Raw genomic sequence first — 16,044 nt, 5'->3', positions numbered from 1 at the left:
TTTAGTAAAATAAGTTTACGCCTGCTTCGCCCAACTCGGAGCCACCCCAGCCACCTAATACGCCACCAATAATTCCGCCAATAATAGAGCCAGGTATGGCACCAACACCTCCGAACCAAACTCCAATTGCTCCGCCAATTTGGGCTCCAGCCATTGCCCCACCAATACCAACTACGGTTTGTGCTGTTGCAACCTGAGTGTTGTAGCCAAAAGATCTATTATCTAATTTGTTTGCTTCATTAATATTGTAAGCTGCTAAGCCTATGGTGACAAATACAGTTCCTCTTGATATTTTTGAACCCCATTTGGCAGCACTATGAGTTGTTATTCTGGCTCTGCTGCCTCCCGACCAGTTCGATTCGTAATACTTAGGGCTAAATTTAGAACCATTGGCAGCGCCATTGCTCATTCGGAAGGAACCTTTTAATTTACTCATACTGGTGCCAACGCCACCGGCACCATTGTTTGACCAATCAATTGCAGTTGTCCAGGTATTGTCAGAAAAAGGATCGCTTCCTGCAGTAGCATCTTCTCCCATCATTGAATAATTTTGAGTAGAATAGTTCCAGACAGGAGAAGGAATAGGTTCCTCTATATATTCTATGGATAAGGATCCATCTTCCTGCATTACAATACATTCATCATCAGGCAAATACTTGGCTAATTGTTGCAGTTCTTCAGGATTCGCAAAATACTTAGACAAGCGATACTCCATGTTTCCTGATTTGTCCACTTTTGCAAGTAATTCAATAATCATTTCAGGAGACTTAATTACAAGAGGCCTTACGGGAGGATAGTAGTGTATATTAATTGCTATACCCAGTTCCTGATCAGATATGGAAGTATTTATACTATAGTTATTCAATTGAATTGGAAATCCAACTACGTGATCCATATTCAAATAAGAAGGCATGTTTTGTACATACCGTTGAACTTGATAATCGAGCGCAGTAAGAAAAATAGATTGAGAGTTGCTGTTTTTATTGCTTTGATGTTGAGCTTCTCGTTCCGCATCTTGTATGCATCGAATAAGTTCCTGTATGGTTGTGTTTAACTGATAATTCATATTTTTTTTGATTATAACTCACAAATTTATGAAAAATAAAATCGTTAAACAAAAAAAATTATACACTATCTTAACTGTATTTTAAAGAAGAAGTTTTGATAGAAAATATAAATAATTGGTAGGTTAAAGTGGGGAGATACTTATTCGGGGAATACTTCTGCTGTTGGACTTTGGTTATTTACTTGTATTCGTTTAATAATTATTTCAGGATATCCTTTGTAATACATGTCTCCACTACTATAAATGGTGACATTTAGTTCTTTTTCGGCCCATACATGAGCTTCGCCAATTCCATTTTGTGCTACTACAACTTTCTGGCTCAGCATTTCGGAAGCATTAATATTGATTACGCCATTCAATACGTAATTTGAAGTTTCGCAAATGCCTGAAAATTCATATCCTCCGGCTGCCGATCCAAAAGAATGAAAATCTAAAAAAACATAATTTAAATCTAATTTCATTTCCACCAATTCACTTTCGGAAGTAATGTCGATATCTAATCGGTTTCCGCTAAGGGTTCCTTTACTGTTAAAATATGCGGGAGCATAGGCGGTAATTAGTGTAAACTCTTTTAAATGAATTTCAGCTTCAATTAAATCGAGATTTGTAATTTTGTTTTTATGAGAATGGTCAAGGCTAAGTTTATTCTCATTTATAATTGTGCTTACTTTTGATATTATATTTTCACCTCCCTTTAATAGAAGAAATTCATCATCATCTTCAACTAAAGTAATTTTAAATGTGTTGTTATTTTCGATACTCGAAACCCCAACTAAATCAATTCTTTTTTCGATATAGTCGCCAGCTTCCTCAAACGGATTGAGGGATTCGCAAGATGGAAGAGTTAGCAGTATTAAGATGAATATGTATATTTTATTTTTCACTTTTGTTTCTTTTAATTCGATATCCAATTCCTAATTCTATATAATCGGCTTTGCCCATGTGTGCTTTTAAACTTAAACTAGTTAATAAGTAGTCGTTAAGTCTGTAACGAATACCAAGTCGAGTATAAATAGGTTTTTCAGGTTCTGTTTTGTAAAAAGTGTAAACTCCAATATTGGCAATAATACTAAATTTCTCAATAACAAGATCATGCGAAATAAATAAGGCTTGGCTAAATCGATTTTTAAAACTTATTTCAGGATCGAAATCCCACTTTCCTCTATTGGCGGCCTTATTGTAGAACAGATCAATTCCAAAGCCTAATTTTTGTTTCGAGTTAATGCCAAAAGAATAGTTTCCTGATAAGCTAGAAGTATAGTAGTTATGGTGATCTTTCTCCGAAACTTGTTTCATACCATTTCCCCAAATAACTAAAAATTCATTGGGTAATTTATTTTTAATGAAAGTGGTAGTATAAGTTTTGCGTTTCTTTTCATTCCAATAATAGCTTACGCCAATATTACTGGTTAAAAGGTTTAATCCTTTATTAATAGCACTAATAGATCCATTAGAAAGGTGATTGAATCCAATACCTGCGTTAATTCCCCATTTTGGACTAATTGTATAGCTACTTTGTACCAATAATTTGAAAAAAGCATTGAATTTGGTTCCAATGGCTACGTTGGTATAATTTTCAACCGGATCGAAGTGTTTTTTTACATATCCAAGTCCAAAGCCAAGTTGTGTACTAAACTCCCATTTATTGCTTTGCACTAAGGGGAAGTTAATGTAAGGGAAAATGGCAGTTACGTTTCCTAAAACCCGATCGTTCCCAAGACTACCATGATATAATCCAAGTCCAATTTCAGGTTGTTTGTATAGTTTTGTCCAGTTTTTTTCATTCGAAGGCAGGTAACCCATGTTTAATTCGAAGGCTGAAATACGATCGTTTACCAAATAACTGATAGATTTGTGATGAGGCATAACTACGCCATAATGAAACCGAACAGTGGTGTTGAATATATCTTTTTCAGGGTTTTCTTGGGCAAATATATTTTTACTAAGCAGAAAAAATATAAAAAGGAGAAAATAGTTTTTCATTTTATGCTGTTGCTTTCATCAAAGCTCGTAGTTAAAATGTTAACTTAGAATTTATCCGAAAAAGTATAGTTGGCAATTTAATTTGGTAATTAGGCTTCAAATTTATGTAAGTAAATTGATTTCCCAAAGAGTTTTTTCAACTCGAATAATTTTGCAAATTTGTAGAATTAAGAATTTTTAATCAGAACCTAAATATATGTTGCCACTACTTAGTAAGGAAATCAGGACTTTTTTCAGCTCAATTTCCGGCTATTTAATTCTTTCTATTTTTTTAATTGCAACAGGATTATTTGTCTGGGTTTTCCCAGGCAACTCAAATCCCTTAGATTCGGGCGATGCAAATTTGAATGTTCTTTTTGAAATGGCTCCATGGATTTATTTGTTTTTGATTCCTGCAGTGTGCATGCGTTTCTTTGCCGAAGAAAAAAAACAAGGTACAATCGAGCTTTTAATGACTCGTCCTATTTCCGATATGGGAATTGTATTGGCAAAGTATTTTGCAGGCTTAACAATTGTAGTATTTTCTTTACTATTTTGTTTGGTTTACTATTACTCGGTATATTATTTAGGGAATCCTATCGGAAATATTGACTCCGGAGCTTTTTGGGGATCTTTTATTGGTCTATTTTTATTGGCAGGAGTTTATGTTTCTATCGGTGTATTTGCAAGTTCCTTAACCGAAAATCAGATTGTCGCTTTTTTATTAGCCTTGGTGTTTTGTTTCATTTTTTATATTGGATTCGACTATTTAGGAGAGTTTGCTAGCTTGCAGTCTTTACAGAATAGTATTATTTCGATGGGAATCAACCAACATTATCGATCTATTTCACGCGGAATTGTTGATTCTCGTGATTTACTGTATTTTATTGGAGTGATAATGGGTTTTCTTTTGCTGACACAAACTGTTCTTAAAAGTAGAAAATGGTAATTGAATTTATATATGGTACGAAATAGAAAATTACAAGACCTTTTTCAATTACTGATATCTTTATTGGCTTTAGTAGTTGTTATTCAAGTTTTACAAGTGTACTTTTTTCGTTGGGATTTAACTTCCGAAAAACGATATTCTTTATCGGATAATACCAAGAATCTGGTATCCAATTTAAATAAAGATCTCTATTTTGAAGTGTATCTTTCCGGAGATTTGCCTCCTGGTTTTACAAATTTGCAGAAGGCTTGTTTAGAAATGATCGATGAGTTTTCTTCCTATTCTAATGTCAATATATCCTATGCCTTAATTAATCCCAACGATATTGCTAATCCGCAAAAGCGAAAAGAACTTTTCGATCAATTGGTAAGTAGAGGTTTGCAACCAATAAATTTGCAGGAGAAAACCACCGATGGCAGTTTGAATCAAAAGTTAGTCGTTCCTGGAATCATTGTTCATGATAGGGAGAAAGAAACAAGTGTTCACCTCTTAAAAAGTGTGGCAGGTTTGTCTTCCGATCAGAATTTGAATCATTCCATCGAGGAACTGGAGTTTGAACTGACTTCGGCGATACGAGTGTTGCAGGATATTATTCCAAAAGAAATAGCATTTCTTACCGGACATGGCGAGTTGGGGGAGTTTGAAGTGGCAGATTTTACCGCATCTCTTTTACAGCGCTACCAAGTGAAAAGAATACCTGCCGAAGCTATAAATATGCAACCAAATAGATATGCCGCTTTGGTAATTGCTCAACCGCGTGAGAAGTTTAGCGAAGCAGATAAATACCATATCGATCAGTACGTGATGAATGGTGGAAGTGTGTTGTGGTTGGTGGATGAGGTGCTTGCTTCAATGGATAGCTTGGTGACTCAGGAAAGTACCATGGCTTTTTATCAACCGTTAAATATGGAAGATCAACTATTTCGATACGGAGTGAGAATTAATCCTGATTTGGTGTTAGACGTTCAGAGTCAGTTGATTCCTGTGCAAACAGCTTTGGCGGGTCAGCAAGCAAAATTTACACCAGCACCTTGGTATTATTCGCCACTTTTAGTAGCTCCTGATACTCATCCTATTACACGAAAATTAAACGTGATTAAAGCGGAGTTTGCAAATTCAATTGATTTTGTAGGGGATAATAAACAGATAAAAAAGCAAGTTTTATTAGCTAGTTCGGAGTATACCAGACTAGAAAAAGTTCCAAAGCCAATTAGTTTAGATATTGTAAATCAGAAGATGAAGGCATCCGATTTTCCTGCCGGACCGAAAAATATTGCAGTTCTTTTAGAAGGCGTATTTCCTTCGGTTTTTCAGAATAGAATTTGGAAAGGAATTCAAAAAAACGATTTTAAAACGGAAAGCGTACCAACCAAAATGATTGTGATATCGGATGGTGATATTATTAAGAACAGGGTGAGAGGAGTAGGTAGCAATCGACAAATTGAAGCATTGGGATACGATAGATATAGTAAATCGACCTATGGAAACAGAAATTTCCTGCTTAATTGTGTTGATTATTTGTGCGATGATAATGGATGGATGGAGCTACGGTCGCGCGAGGTAAAATTGAGAATGTTAAACAAAACTAAAATTCGATCGGAGCGATTGTTTTGGCAACTTGTAAATGTGTTAGTACCTTTAATTCTACTACTTATTTTTGGATTAATTCGTTTCTACATTCGAAAACGAAAATTTGCATCCTAGAGTGATTAAAATATTGCTTAGAAATACTATTTTTGTCGCCTCTAAAATAAAGTTTCAGAAACGGAATATTCCATTCTGAATTTTATTTTTATGATTTTTATAGTGGTGTTGTAATATGTTTTAATAGTAAATAGCAAGTCTTCAATTAAATACTGATTTTATTTGACGAGATCAGCTTTGTTTTTTAAATGAAGATGGACAAGTTTCCTTAATAAATTTGTATATTCACCACTTGTTATTTGCCCTCTGTCACAGTTTACTATAACTTGCGCAAGGGTTGAAAAATTTGAGTTTTAGGTTAATTTTAAAATATTATGCAAATGAAATTTGTAGTATCAAGTACAGAATTGTTAAGTCATTTACAGGCAATTAGTCGTGTTATTAGTAGTAAGAATACCTTACCTATTCTCGACAACTTTTTGTTTGAACTAAAGAATGATCAATTGGTAGCTACTGCTTCGGATTTAGAATCTACCTTAATTACTACAATTCCATTAGAGACTTCGGTAGGCGAAGGAGTAATTGCTTTTCCAGCTAAGATTTTGACTGATACTTTAAAAGAATTTCCAGAGCAACCTCTTACATTCGATATTGATCTTACTTCTTTGGCGGTAAAAATTACTTCCGAAAATGGAGTGTTTAGTATTGTTGGACAGAATGGAGAAGATTTTCCAAAACTACCAGTAAAACAGGAAGCTAATTTGGTAAATATTTCTGTTGAAGGTGCGGTTCTTTTAACTGGTATCAATAAAACATTGTTTGCAACAGCCGATGACGAACTTCGTCCGGTAATGAATGGAATTTTTGTGGAGTTAGGAAATAATGATCTTACTTTTGTAGCGTCTGACGCTCATAAGTTGGTGCGTTATAAGAGATTAGATGGTAAGTCGGAGGTCGAATCATCATTCATTTTACCAAAAAAACCAGCTTCTTTATTGCGTAATATTCTTCCGAAAGAAACAAACCCTGTTCGTGTTGAGTTTGATGAGAAAAATGCATTTTTTACTTTGTCTAATTACAAGTTAATTTGTCGTTTGGTAGAAGGAAATTATCCAAGTTATAACTCGGTTATTCCTAAAACCAATCCTAATAAATTAACCATCGACAGGCTTGAATTATATAATACATTAAGAAGAGTTTCTGTATTTTCAAATCCAGCAAGTAACTTAATTAAATTTGAATTAAAAGCAAATGAATTAGTGGTTTCGGCTCAGGATATTGATTTTTCAATCTCGGCAAGAGAAAGATTACAATGTCAGTACGAAGGTCAGGAATTGGAAATTGGATTTAAATCGGTTTTTCTTTTAGAAATTTTATCTAATATTTCTTCTTCAAATGTTATGGTAGAATTATCCGATCCAACAAGAGCCGGTATTTTCTTACCTTACGATAACGATAATGCCGACGAAGATGTATTGATGTTATTAATGCCAATGATGATTAATGCATAAGATAAACCTTGCATAATTAAGAAATAAAATAACCCAACAGAGCGTAAAGTTCTGTTGGGTTTTATATTTTTGTTAAAAGCTAAATTTCATAAGAATATCATGAAACTGAATTTAAAGAATCCAATTGCCTTTATCGATTTGGAAACAACAGGAATAAATGTTGCAAAAGATCGTATTGTAGAAATGTGTATTGTAAAAGTGAATCCTAATGGCGACGAAGAGGTAAAAACTTTTCGAGTGAACCCTGGAATGCCAATTCCACCCCAGTCGACTGCGATTCATGGAATTACGGATGAAGATGTAAAGGATGAGCCTGTATTTAAAGAGGTAGGGAAGACAATCGCAAAATATTTAGAGGGTTGCGATTTGGCCGGATATAATTCGAACCGATTTGATTTTCCTTTATTAGCAGAGGAGTTCCTACGTGCAGATATTGATTTTGATATGAGAAAGAGAAAGTTTGTGGATGTACAAACCATTTTTCATAAAATGGAACAACGAACTCTTGTTGCGGCTTATAAATTCTACTGTAATAAAGAATTAGAAGGTGCACATGGTGCCGAGGCCGACACAAAAGCAACTTACGAAGTATTAAAATCGCAACTGGATAAATACAGCGATCTGGAAAATAGTATTGATTATCTGTCGAAATATTCATCTCAGAATAAAAATGTTGATTTTGCCGGTTTTATTGTAAAAGATGAAAATGGTATTGAAATGTTTAATTTTGGGAAAAATAAAGGAGTTGCTGTCGAAAAAGTGTTGGACGATCAACCTGGTTACTATGGATGGGTAATGAATAGTGATTTCCCATTATACACTAAAAAAGTGCTTACAGAAATTAAATTAAGAGGATTTAATAAGTAAAATAATTAGTGATGAAAATATTAGCAATAGGAAGAAATTACGTGAATCATGCAAAGGAACTTAACAATCCAGTTCCTGAAGAGCCTGTGGTGTTTTCTATGCCCGACTCAGCACTGTTAAAAAATAATAATGATTTTTACTTTCCTGATTTTTCCAAAGATATCCACCACGAGGTAGAAGTAGTGGTGAAAATTTCTAGAGTTGGTAAAAATATACCATTAGAATTTGCTCATCGTTATTATGATGAAATTGGTTTAGGAATCGATTTTACTGCTCGCGATATTCAGGCTGATTGTAAAAAGAAAGGTTTACCATGGGAGAAAGCGAAGGCTTTTGATGGTGCTGCGCCTATTAGTAAATTTATTTCGAAAGATAAATTTAAGGATGTAAATCAATTAAACTTTCATTTGGATATAAATGGTACGCGGGTGCAAACTGGGAATACCTCAAATATGATTTTTTCAATTGATTATCTTATTTCTTATCTGTCGAAATATTTTACCCTGAAAATTGGAGATATGATTTATACTGGTACTCCCGAAGGTGTGGGGCCAGTGAAAATAGGCGATCGACTGGTTGCAGAACTCGAGGGCGAGGAAATGATGGATTTTAACATCCGCTAAGCAGAATACAGTATTATTTCTTTATTTAATACGCCGAACGACCGGAACTCTTATGTTTACGGTCGTTTTTATATAACCTGTTGAGAGGTAACTACTTTCGAGCATTTAAACTTTGTGAGCGACTCTATTTCTATGATATTTAACACTTTAGAGAATATGCTTTACAATCGAAAACCTTTTAATAGTAAGGAAACATCACTATCTTTGTACCAATATCACAACTAAAAAACTTTTATGGAATATCAACATTGGGGCAAACTAATTCGAAATCGTATTGAAAAATATTCGGATCGAATTGCAATGCACTATAAGGATGGAAAAAGTGGCGAATGGGTTGGTGTAAGTTGGACTAAATTTGGCTTAGATATTCGACAAATATCAAAAGCGCTTATAAAGTTAGGTGTTGAAGAAAAGCAAATGGTTGCTATTTTTTCGCAAAATATGCCAGAATGGATTACTGCCGATTTAGCGATCATGAGTATTCGTGGCGTAACGGTTCCTATTTATCCAACTAATTCTACAACAGAAGCAAAATATATTATTGAGGATTCGGAAACACAGGTTGTTTTTGTTGGAGAACAGGAGCAATATGATCGTACTATGGATTTAATTCAAACGGTTCCTCATGTGAAAATGGTAGTGGCTTTCGATAAGAATGTTGTATTATCGGATTACGAAAGGTCGATGCATTGGGATGAATTCTTAATTTATGGAAAGAATTCAATGGTTGGTGCAGAGTTTGAAGATCGTTTTCAAAGAGCCGAAATTGATGATCTTGCAACTTTAATTTATACATCAGGAACTACCGGAGAACCAAAAGGAGTGATGATTGATCACAATAACATTTCTAGTGTTTTGGTCTCTCATGATGCCGAGTTAAATGTATCTGATAAAGATATCTCGCTTAGTTTCTTGCCTTTAAGTCATGTTTACGAACGAATTTGGTGTTTCTATTGTTTTCATCGGGGAATAGAAATTTATTTCAATCTCGATCCAAAAAAGATTGGAGACGCAATGAAAGAAGTGAAACCTACATTAATGTGTACGGTTCCACGAATATATGAGAAAATTTATGCGGCAATTCAGGTAAAAAGTAAGGATGCTTCGCGAGTGAAGCGATCTTTAATGAATTGGGCAATTAAAATTGGGGCGAAGTATAATAATGATTACCTCCTATTTGATAAGAGAATTCCTGTTGGATTGAAATTAAAACACAAGCTTGCTGATAAACTAGTACTAAGCAAACTTCGTGATATTTTTGGGGGTAGAATCAATTTTATGCCTTGTGGCGGAGCTCCATTAGATTCAAATATTATTAAATATTTTCACGCTACAGGTTTAAATGTGAAAATGGGATATGGTTTAACCGAAACAATGGCTACAGTATGCCTGTATAGCGATAAACATATCGATTTTAACACAACTGGTCGTATTATTGTTGGTACCGAGATTAAAATTGGTGAAAACGACGAGATTTTAGTGAAAGGGCCAGGTGTGATGCGTGGTTATTACAAGAAGCCCGAAGCTACTGCAGAGGTGATGAAAGATGGATGGTTTTGTACTGGAGACGCAGGTGTAATCGATGAAAATGGTGCTGTAACCATAACCGATCGTATTAAAGATTTGATGAAAACTTCAGGAGGAAAATATATTGCTCCTCAAAAGTTAGAGAAAATGTTGGTTAACGATCAGTTTATTGAGCAAATTGCTGTAATTGGTGATTGCAGAAAATATGTAACTGCTTTGGCTGTGCCCGCTATAGAACCTCTTCAGCGATACGCATCGCAGAATAATATTGGATTTGAAACTATTGAAGAATTATTGGGAAACTCTCAAATTATAGAGTTTTTCGAAAAACGCTTTGAGGAAATGCAGAAAGAATTCTCGATGTTCGAAAAAATTAAGAAATTTACCTTATTGCCTAAAGAATTTTCGATTGAAGCCGGGGAGATTACTTCCACTTTAAAATTGAAAAGAAAAGTAATACAGGAAAAATACAAACATCTTATAGATAAGATGTACAAGGATTAATAAACCTACCAGTTTATCTTGTAAACTCCGATAGAGAATTAGTTCTGTCGGAGTTTTTTTTATTTCTATTTTTGGGCAATCATTCCTATCCACTGGCTGTTCTTTTCAAAAGCTTTTCCTTTTAAATCAGACCAGTAGTCTTTCACGCTAAACCCATTTTTTTCCATCATCGAAATACTTCGTTTCAACGAAAAATAGTGCTTCCAAATGTTGTGAGTGCGAACGGTTCCATTCTTTAAAATCAAGGTATATTTATCCAATCTAACTTTATCTTTTTTGTACTTATAACGAGATTGTAATAGTAGATGTTCTTCCTCACTCCAAAATCCGTCTTCTTTACTAATATACCAGGATTGATCTGGTTCCTTACTCTCGAAATAATGTTTCGTGAATACATCAAAAATTAAATACCCACCTGGTTTTAATGCCTTTTTTACTTTCTGAAGTAGTAAGTTTCTGTCGGTGTGAGAAAGCACACATAAATCGCCGTAAATAAGTGTGATTACATCGAATTCCTCATGGTAATCTATTTCTAGATAATTTTGGCAGATGTAGTTAATGCGATATGGAAATCCTTCGGCTTGCTCTTTGGCATAATCAATAGAGCTTTGCGAGAAATCGATTCCTGTAACATCAAATCCTTGACCGTAGAAATTTTCGCTGTATAATCCAGGTCCACAACCCAAATCTAGCAATTTACTGTCTTCAGGAAGTTTTAAATATTCGCACAACCAAAGAACCGATTGCAGAATATCCTGATATTTTCTAGAACCCTGATCCGATTCATCGTCAAGATGAGCATTTAATAAATGCTCGGAGATGTAAGGATCCTGCCAAAAATCCCCATCGTCTTTTGCGAATAGTTTTGGTTTCTTGGTGATGCTTTCGAGAAGGGAGAAATCAAGTAATCCCTGAGAAGAAATTATAGTCATGCTGGTATTTAATGTATGTTTTCGGATTTTTTGCAATTTTACTCTTTTAATTTCTGAAATACTAAAATCAGTTGTTAAATTGGGTTTTATTGGCGAGTTTTAGATTGGTAAGTTGGTTACTGTTACTTTCTTTTAATCATTACTTCGTAGCCTTCCAGAAATTTAAATCCAAGTTGGTTGTAAATGTTTAGAGCAATTTTGTTCGTATGATGCACCTCAAGTTTAATTTGCATTTTTAAGTTTTTGGCATGTGTTAAAGCCCTTTTGGTAAGAAGTTTTCCGTATCCTTTTTGTTGATATTCAGGATGAATTCCTAAGTGATGCAGATACAATCTTCTGGAATCATTGGTGAGCCAGCAACAACCTATAATTTCCTTACTTTCGGTTCGTTCAAGCACCCATAATTTTCCGTCATGCAATAAGCTTCGCTCAATGCTAGTAGCATTGTCGCCACGTTCGTTGCCTCCTAAGTCCGTGATTTCCCATAATCTAAGGAGGGATTGATAATCCAGGGCTTCATATTCTCTAAGTTTAATTGAGCTCATCCTCCTCTTTTTTAACAACATATACTTGTCCGGTTTCAAAACGGATTACTTCTACAAGGGTGTCCTTGTCTATAAAACCATCTTCCGATTTGGCATCGTAAATTTGATTCTCGATAAAAACCTTGCCCGAAGGACGAAGAACGCTAAGTACAGTTCCTGTTTTGCCGATTAATGATTTGGCTTTCATATCTACACCAACGTATCCATCTTCCGATTTTTCGATTGCTCCTAGGGCTAAATGACCTAAAAAGGAATTGGTAGCAAATAGTTTTTTACTCGCATAAATGGATGCCAGTATAGAGGTAAACATCGAGAAAACAACCAGCATTATCGCGCCAAGCAATGCTCTTATATGACGAGGTTCAAAATCAAAAGCAACATTATCAACAAGACTTAATGCGAGGCCTGTAATAATGAGAATAATTCCTGAGATACCAGGAATACCAAATCCTGGCACTACAAATATTTCTACCGCCAGAAGGATAACCCCAATCCCAAATAAAAGAATTTCCCAGTTTTCGGCCATGCCCTCCAAATAAAGAGGAGAGAAATAGAGTACTGCCGCAATAGCCGATGCTAATATTGGAAATCCAATCCCTGGAGTCTGTAATTCAAAATAGATACCACCAATAATTATCATGATTAGAATTCCTTGTAATACAGGATTAATCATAAAATCAACCATTTGTTCGATTGCTGTTGGTTCATATTTTTTAATTGTGTATTCTTTAATCCCAGCTTTTGCAAGTACTTCTTCAACACTATTGGCTATTCCTTCGCAGTATCCGTTTTTAATAGCTTCGTCGGGCGTAAAGGTTAATACTTTTCCTGTATCAATAACATGCTCAATATAGGTGCGCGGATCCACCATCGCTTCAGCAATTAAAGGATCTCTTCGCCATTTGTAGGTGGTATCTCCTTTTTGTATTAAGGTGTCTTTTCCATGCGATTCGGCCGTGGCACGCATTGTTGAGCGCATATACGACTGATATTTATCGGGCATTGCCTCGCCTGTTTGGTTAACAACCGTTGCTGCTCCAATATTGGCTCCGGTCCTCATGTAAATACTATCGCAAGCAATGGAAATAAGCGCTCCTGCCGAAGCTGCATTATTATCTATAAATACATAAACAGGAATCTTACTGTTTAAAATGGCAGTACGAATCGAATCGGCATGAATTACCATGCCTCCATACGTATTCATATGAATTAGAACAATATCGGCATTCCATTCATTTGCTTCCTGTAGCGCATCTTTTGTTTGTCTCCAGGCAGCAGGTCCAATTTCGCGTTTTATATCAAATTTATAGACCTGCGTTTGTTTACTTTCAGGAATGCTGTCGGCAGGCTGATTCGCAACCAAACGAAAACTTATAGCCAGCGCAAAAAGGAGGATAAGAAAGTAGCGGATATTATTCATGTTTGTGTACTGTTTTAAGGTGTTTTATGTCGTTTAAATTCATGTTTAGGTAAAATGTTTACAGCAATTTAAACGTTTAGGTAAGATAGCAATTAAGTTTAAATTTTGTTTGTTTTTTTGTTTGGGTATTTGTCATCGTCCCAAATTTCGTTAACTGCTAAAGTTCCGGCAACAACAGCTATAATTGCAGCAAAGCTTGAAAAAGAAACCCCACAAAATGGAACAATTAAACAGAGCGAAAAAACAAAACCATTGGCTATTACGATTCCTTTGTTTTCTCTCATAAATTGAACGCTTTGTGCAATGCTCATTTTTTTGCGTTCAATGGCATAATCTAGAAATGAAAATCCATAGAAATATGCCGAAATAAAAAATAAGAAAATGGCTGCAGCCCATCCTATAATTGGAATAAAGCTTAGAATAAACATGAGTATTGTTAAAGCTAATTCTATCAGTAAATTTCGTACGGCAATAAAAACTCCGCGAATAATGTCTTTTAAAAACTGGTATGCATCAAACGGATAATCATTTCCTGTTTTTAACTTTTCGGTTCTTTCCGATAGATAGGAGAATACAGGTGACATGATGATGAGGATGATATAGCCACCAAAATAAGCAAATATTAAAAAGAAGAGTATTTTAAATACGATCCAAATAAACCCACCAATGCTTGCTTTTAAGAAAGCAGAACCCCAAAAATCAGCATTTTCTAAATCCAGTAAAGCTTGTAGGTAGCTTTGCGATTGTTGTGCCAAATCGCCAATATAATCCCAACCAACCCAAAATAAAACGATATTGAGAAGAATTGGAAATAGGAAAAACCAGGCCAATTGTTTTCTGAAAATATATTGAATGGCTTCGGTGTACATTCGCAATCCAAAGCTAAAATCTTTAATTAATTTCATTGATTTGTTCTTAAATTAGCATGAGTGACTTAACAAAAATAGTATTTATCGATAAAATGCGAAAGATAAGGGGAGATGTTTCAAGCTAGGATTATATAATACTTTCTATGCGGATATCTTATGCGTAAAGTTTTCGGTACTCATCGCTTTTAGTTACCTTTGAGCTTCTAAATAACCATTATTGACATTTAATTTTTTTGAGATGCAGAGTTTAACAGCAATTTCGCCTATTGACGGACGTTACCGCAGTAAGGTAGACGTTCTAGGAGAGTATTTTTCGGAATATGCTTTGGTGCGATACAGAGTTTTGGTAGAAGTAGAATATTTTATTGCATTATGCGAGATTCCTCTACCACAATTAAAAGATTTTAATAAAGATTTATATACCGATTTGCGTAGTTTATATATCGATTTTACGGTTGAGGATGCTCAAAAAGTGAAAGATATTGAAAGCGTTACAAATCATGATGTTAAGGCTGTTGAGTACTTTATTAAGGAAAAATTCGACGGTTTAAACCTTCAAAAATACAAAGAGTTTATTCACTTCGGATTAACTTCTCAGGATATTAATAATACTGCAACGCCTTATTCTTTGCGCGATGCAGTGCACGATGTGTATTATCCACTTTTAGACGAATTGATTAATAAATTAGCCAGTCTTGCTGATGATTGGAAAGAAATTTCGATGTTAGCTCGTACGCATGGTCAGCCAGCGTCGCCAACTCGTTTAGGGAAAGAAATTCAGGTTTACGTATATCGTTTAAAAAAGCAATTGGATCTTCTGAAAAGTGTACCATGTTCTGCTAAATTTGGTGGTGCTACTGGTAACTTTAATGCTCACCATGTGGCTTATCCAAATACCAATTGGAAAGAATTTGGAAATCATTTTGTAAATGATATTCTGAAATTGGAGCGTGAGGAATTTACCACACAAATTTCCAATTACGACAATATGGGAGCTATTTTCGATAACCTAAAACGTATTAATACTGTTTTGGTGGATTTGAACCGTGATTTTTGGACGTATATTTCCATGAATTACTTCAAACAAAAAATTAAAGAGGGAGAGGTTGGATCATCGGCTATGCCACATAAAGTGAATCCAATCGATTTTGAGAATTCAGAAGGAAATCTTGGATTGGCAAATGCTACTTTTGAACATTTAGCAGCAAAATTACCAGTATCGAGATTGCAACGCGATTTAACGGATTCTACTGTATTGAGAAATATTGGAGTACCTTTTGCACATACTATTATTGCGTTTAAATCTTTATTGAAAGGTTTGGATAAATTAATTATTTCGAAAGAAGCATTTCAAGCCGATTTGGAAGCAAACTGGGCGGTTGTTGCCGAGGCAGTTCAAACCATTCTTCGTCGCGAAGGATATCCTAATCCTTACGAGGCTTTAAAAGCGTTAACTCGTACCAATAGTCATGTAACGAAAGAAAGTATTGCCGAATTCATCGACACATTAGAAATTAGTGATAGTTTAAAGCTTGAATTAAAGGCAATTAGTCCTGTTAATTATACAGGAATCTAAAATATTAAATCTTGTTAATACTTTGTAAATAGGCTGTAAGAGTTGTACT

14 protein-coding genes and 1 pseudogene are annotated in these 16,044 nt (G+C 34.9%); 7 read left to right on the top strand and 8 right to left on the bottom strand.

The features are described 5' to 3' along the window. Nucleotide 1: 1 nt before the first annotated feature. The 3 genes from BZG02_RS03385 to BZG02_RS03375 form a co-directional block, all read right to left on the bottom strand. Nucleotides 2–1,066, bottom strand: coding sequence for a hypothetical protein (locus tag BZG02_RS03385; protein WP_101260003.1), 1,065 nt, complete (start codon nucleotides 1,064–1,066; stop codon nucleotides 2–4). Between the two features lie 140 nt (nucleotides 1,067–1,206). Beyond that, entirely contained in the window at nucleotides 1,207–1,950 is a 744-nt protein-coding gene (locus BZG02_RS03380; protein ID WP_180335615.1) for a GIN domain-containing protein, read from the bottom strand. Then, nucleotides 1,940–3,049: an acyloxyacyl hydrolase gene (locus BZG02_RS03375; RefSeq protein ID WP_101260001.1), complete on the bottom strand. Its 1,110-nt coding sequence runs from the start codon at nucleotides 3,047–3,049 to the stop codon at nucleotides 1,940–1,942. The genes BZG02_RS03380 and BZG02_RS03375 overlap by 11 nt, the downstream gene beginning before the upstream one ends. Nucleotides 3,050–3,245: 196 nt before the next feature. Here BZG02_RS03375 and gldF point away from each other — a divergent pair, with 196 nt between their 5' ends. The 6 genes from gldF to BZG02_RS03345 all read left to right on the top strand — a co-directional run bounded on the left by gldF (nucleotide 3,246) and on the right by BZG02_RS03345 (nucleotide 10,653). Next, the gene (gene gldF / locus BZG02_RS03370; protein WP_101260000.1) at nucleotides 3,246–3,977 is read left to right on the top strand and encodes a gliding motility-associated ABC transporter permease subunit GldF; all 732 of its coding nucleotides are present in this window, start codon (nucleotides 3,246–3,248) and stop codon (nucleotides 3,975–3,977) included. 12 nt (nucleotides 3,978–3,989) lie between these two features. After that, nucleotides 3,990–5,681 carry a gliding motility-associated ABC transporter substrate-binding protein GldG gene (gene gldG, locus BZG02_RS03365; protein ID WP_101259999.1) on the top strand — a complete coding sequence of 564 codons (1,692 nt, stop codon included), beginning with the start codon at nucleotides 3,990–3,992 and terminating at the stop codon, nucleotides 5,679–5,681. A gap of 320 nt (nucleotides 5,682–6,001) precedes the next feature. Further along, nucleotides 6,002–7,132, top strand: coding sequence for a DNA polymerase III subunit beta (dnaN, locus tag BZG02_RS03360; protein WP_101259998.1), 1,131 nt, complete (start codon nucleotides 6,002–6,004; stop codon nucleotides 7,130–7,132). Nucleotides 7,133–7,231: 99 nt separating this feature from the next. Then, entirely contained in the window at nucleotides 7,232–7,999 is a 768-nt protein-coding gene (locus BZG02_RS03355; RefSeq protein WP_101259997.1) for a 3'-5' exonuclease, read from the top strand. Nucleotides 8,000–8,010: 11 nt separating this feature from the next. Continuing rightward, on the top strand, nucleotides 8,011–8,622 hold the full coding sequence (locus tag BZG02_RS03350) for a fumarylacetoacetate hydrolase family protein (RefSeq protein ID WP_101259996.1): 612 nt from the start codon (nucleotides 8,011–8,013) through the stop codon (nucleotides 8,620–8,622). A gap of 234 nt (nucleotides 8,623–8,856) precedes the next feature. Then, a complete protein-coding gene (locus BZG02_RS03345) occupies nucleotides 8,857–10,653 on the top strand; it encodes an AMP-dependent synthetase/ligase (protein WP_101259995.1) in 1,797 nt (598 codons plus the stop codon). A gap of 65 nt (nucleotides 10,654–10,718) precedes the next feature. Here BZG02_RS03345 and BZG02_RS03340 read toward each other — a convergent pair whose 3' ends face one another. The 5 genes and pseudogenes from BZG02_RS03340 to BZG02_RS03325 form a co-directional block, all read right to left on the bottom strand. Then, nucleotides 10,719–11,585: a class I SAM-dependent methyltransferase gene (locus BZG02_RS03340; RefSeq protein WP_101259994.1), complete on the bottom strand. Its 867-nt coding sequence runs from the start codon at nucleotides 11,583–11,585 to the stop codon at nucleotides 10,719–10,721. A 122-nt stretch (nucleotides 11,586–11,707) separates the two neighbouring features. Next, a complete protein-coding gene (locus BZG02_RS03335; RefSeq protein WP_180335614.1) occupies nucleotides 11,708–12,130 on the bottom strand; it encodes a GNAT family N-acetyltransferase in 423 nt (140 codons plus the stop codon). Continuing rightward, the gene (locus BZG02_RS21275) at nucleotides 12,117–12,803 is read right to left on the bottom strand and encodes an NfeD family protein (RefSeq protein ID WP_483868501.1); all 687 of its coding nucleotides are present in this window, start codon (nucleotides 12,801–12,803) and stop codon (nucleotides 12,117–12,119) included. Before BZG02_RS21275 ends, BZG02_RS03335 begins: the two co-directional genes overlap by 14 nt. A gap of 48 nt (nucleotides 12,804–12,851) precedes the next feature. Beyond that, nucleotides 12,852–13,550, bottom strand: a pseudogene (locus BZG02_RS21400) (NfeD family protein); the annotation flags it as partial. Between the two features lie 98 nt (nucleotides 13,551–13,648). Then, nucleotides 13,649–14,455, bottom strand: coding sequence for an EI24 domain-containing protein (locus tag BZG02_RS03325; RefSeq protein WP_101259991.1), 807 nt, complete (start codon nucleotides 14,453–14,455; stop codon nucleotides 13,649–13,651). A gap of 202 nt (nucleotides 14,456–14,657) precedes the next feature. Here BZG02_RS03325 and purB point away from each other — a divergent pair, with 202 nt between their 5' ends. Continuing rightward, nucleotides 14,658–15,995, top strand: coding sequence for an adenylosuccinate lyase (gene purB, locus BZG02_RS03320; protein WP_101259990.1), 1,338 nt, complete (start codon nucleotides 14,658–14,660; stop codon nucleotides 15,993–15,995). Nucleotides 15,996–16,044: the final 49 nt, after the last annotated feature.

The organism is Labilibaculum filiforme (genome assembly GCF_002843315.1).
Taxonomy (GTDB): Bacteria; Bacteroidota; Bacteroidia; order Bacteroidales; family Marinifilaceae; genus Labilibaculum; species Labilibaculum filiforme.
The sequence above is the reverse complement of the archived record's forward strand: the minus strand, read 5'-3'. Positions and strand labels throughout refer to the sequence as shown.

Excerpts from the sequence above, each read along its gene's own strand:
- BZG02_RS03385 (WP_101260003.1), bottom strand. The coding sequence starts at position 1,066 with ATGAATTATCAGTTAAACACAACCATACAGGAACTTATTCGATGCATA.
- BZG02_RS03375 (WP_101260001.1), bottom strand. The coding sequence starts at position 3,049 with ATGAAAAACTATTTTCTCCTTTTTATATTTTTTCTGCTTAGTAAAAAT.
- gldF (WP_101260000.1), top strand. The coding sequence starts at position 3,246 with ATGTTGCCACTACTTAGTAAGGAAATCAGGACTTTTTTCAGCTCAATT.
- gldG (WP_101259999.1), top strand. The coding sequence starts at position 3,990 with ATGGTACGAAATAGAAAATTACAAGACCTTTTTCAATTACTGATATCT.
- dnaN (WP_101259998.1), top strand. The coding sequence starts at position 6,002 with ATGAAATTTGTAGTATCAAGTACAGAATTGTTAAGTCATTTACAGGCA.
- BZG02_RS03355 (WP_101259997.1), top strand. The coding sequence starts at position 7,232 with ATGAAACTGAATTTAAAGAATCCAATTGCCTTTATCGATTTGGAAACA.
- BZG02_RS03350 (WP_101259996.1), top strand. The coding sequence starts at position 8,011 with ATGAAAATATTAGCAATAGGAAGAAATTACGTGAATCATGCAAAGGAA.
- BZG02_RS03345 (WP_101259995.1), top strand. The coding sequence starts at position 8,857 with ATGGAATATCAACATTGGGGCAAACTAATTCGAAATCGTATTGAAAAA.
- BZG02_RS03340 (WP_101259994.1), bottom strand. The coding sequence starts at position 11,585 with ATGACTATAATTTCTTCTCAGGGATTACTTGATTTCTCCCTTCTCGAA.
- BZG02_RS03335 (WP_180335614.1), bottom strand. The coding sequence starts at position 12,130 with ATGAGCTCAATTAAACTTAGAGAATATGAAGCCCTGGATTATCAATCC.
- BZG02_RS21275 (WP_483868501.1), bottom strand. The coding sequence starts at position 12,803 with ATGATTAATCCTGTATTACAAGGAATTCTAATCATGATAATTATTGGT.
- BZG02_RS03325 (WP_101259991.1), bottom strand. The coding sequence starts at position 14,455 with ATGAAATTAATTAAAGATTTTAGCTTTGGATTGCGAATGTACACCGAA.
- purB (WP_101259990.1), top strand. The coding sequence starts at position 14,658 with ATGCAGAGTTTAACAGCAATTTCGCCTATTGACGGACGTTACCGCAGT.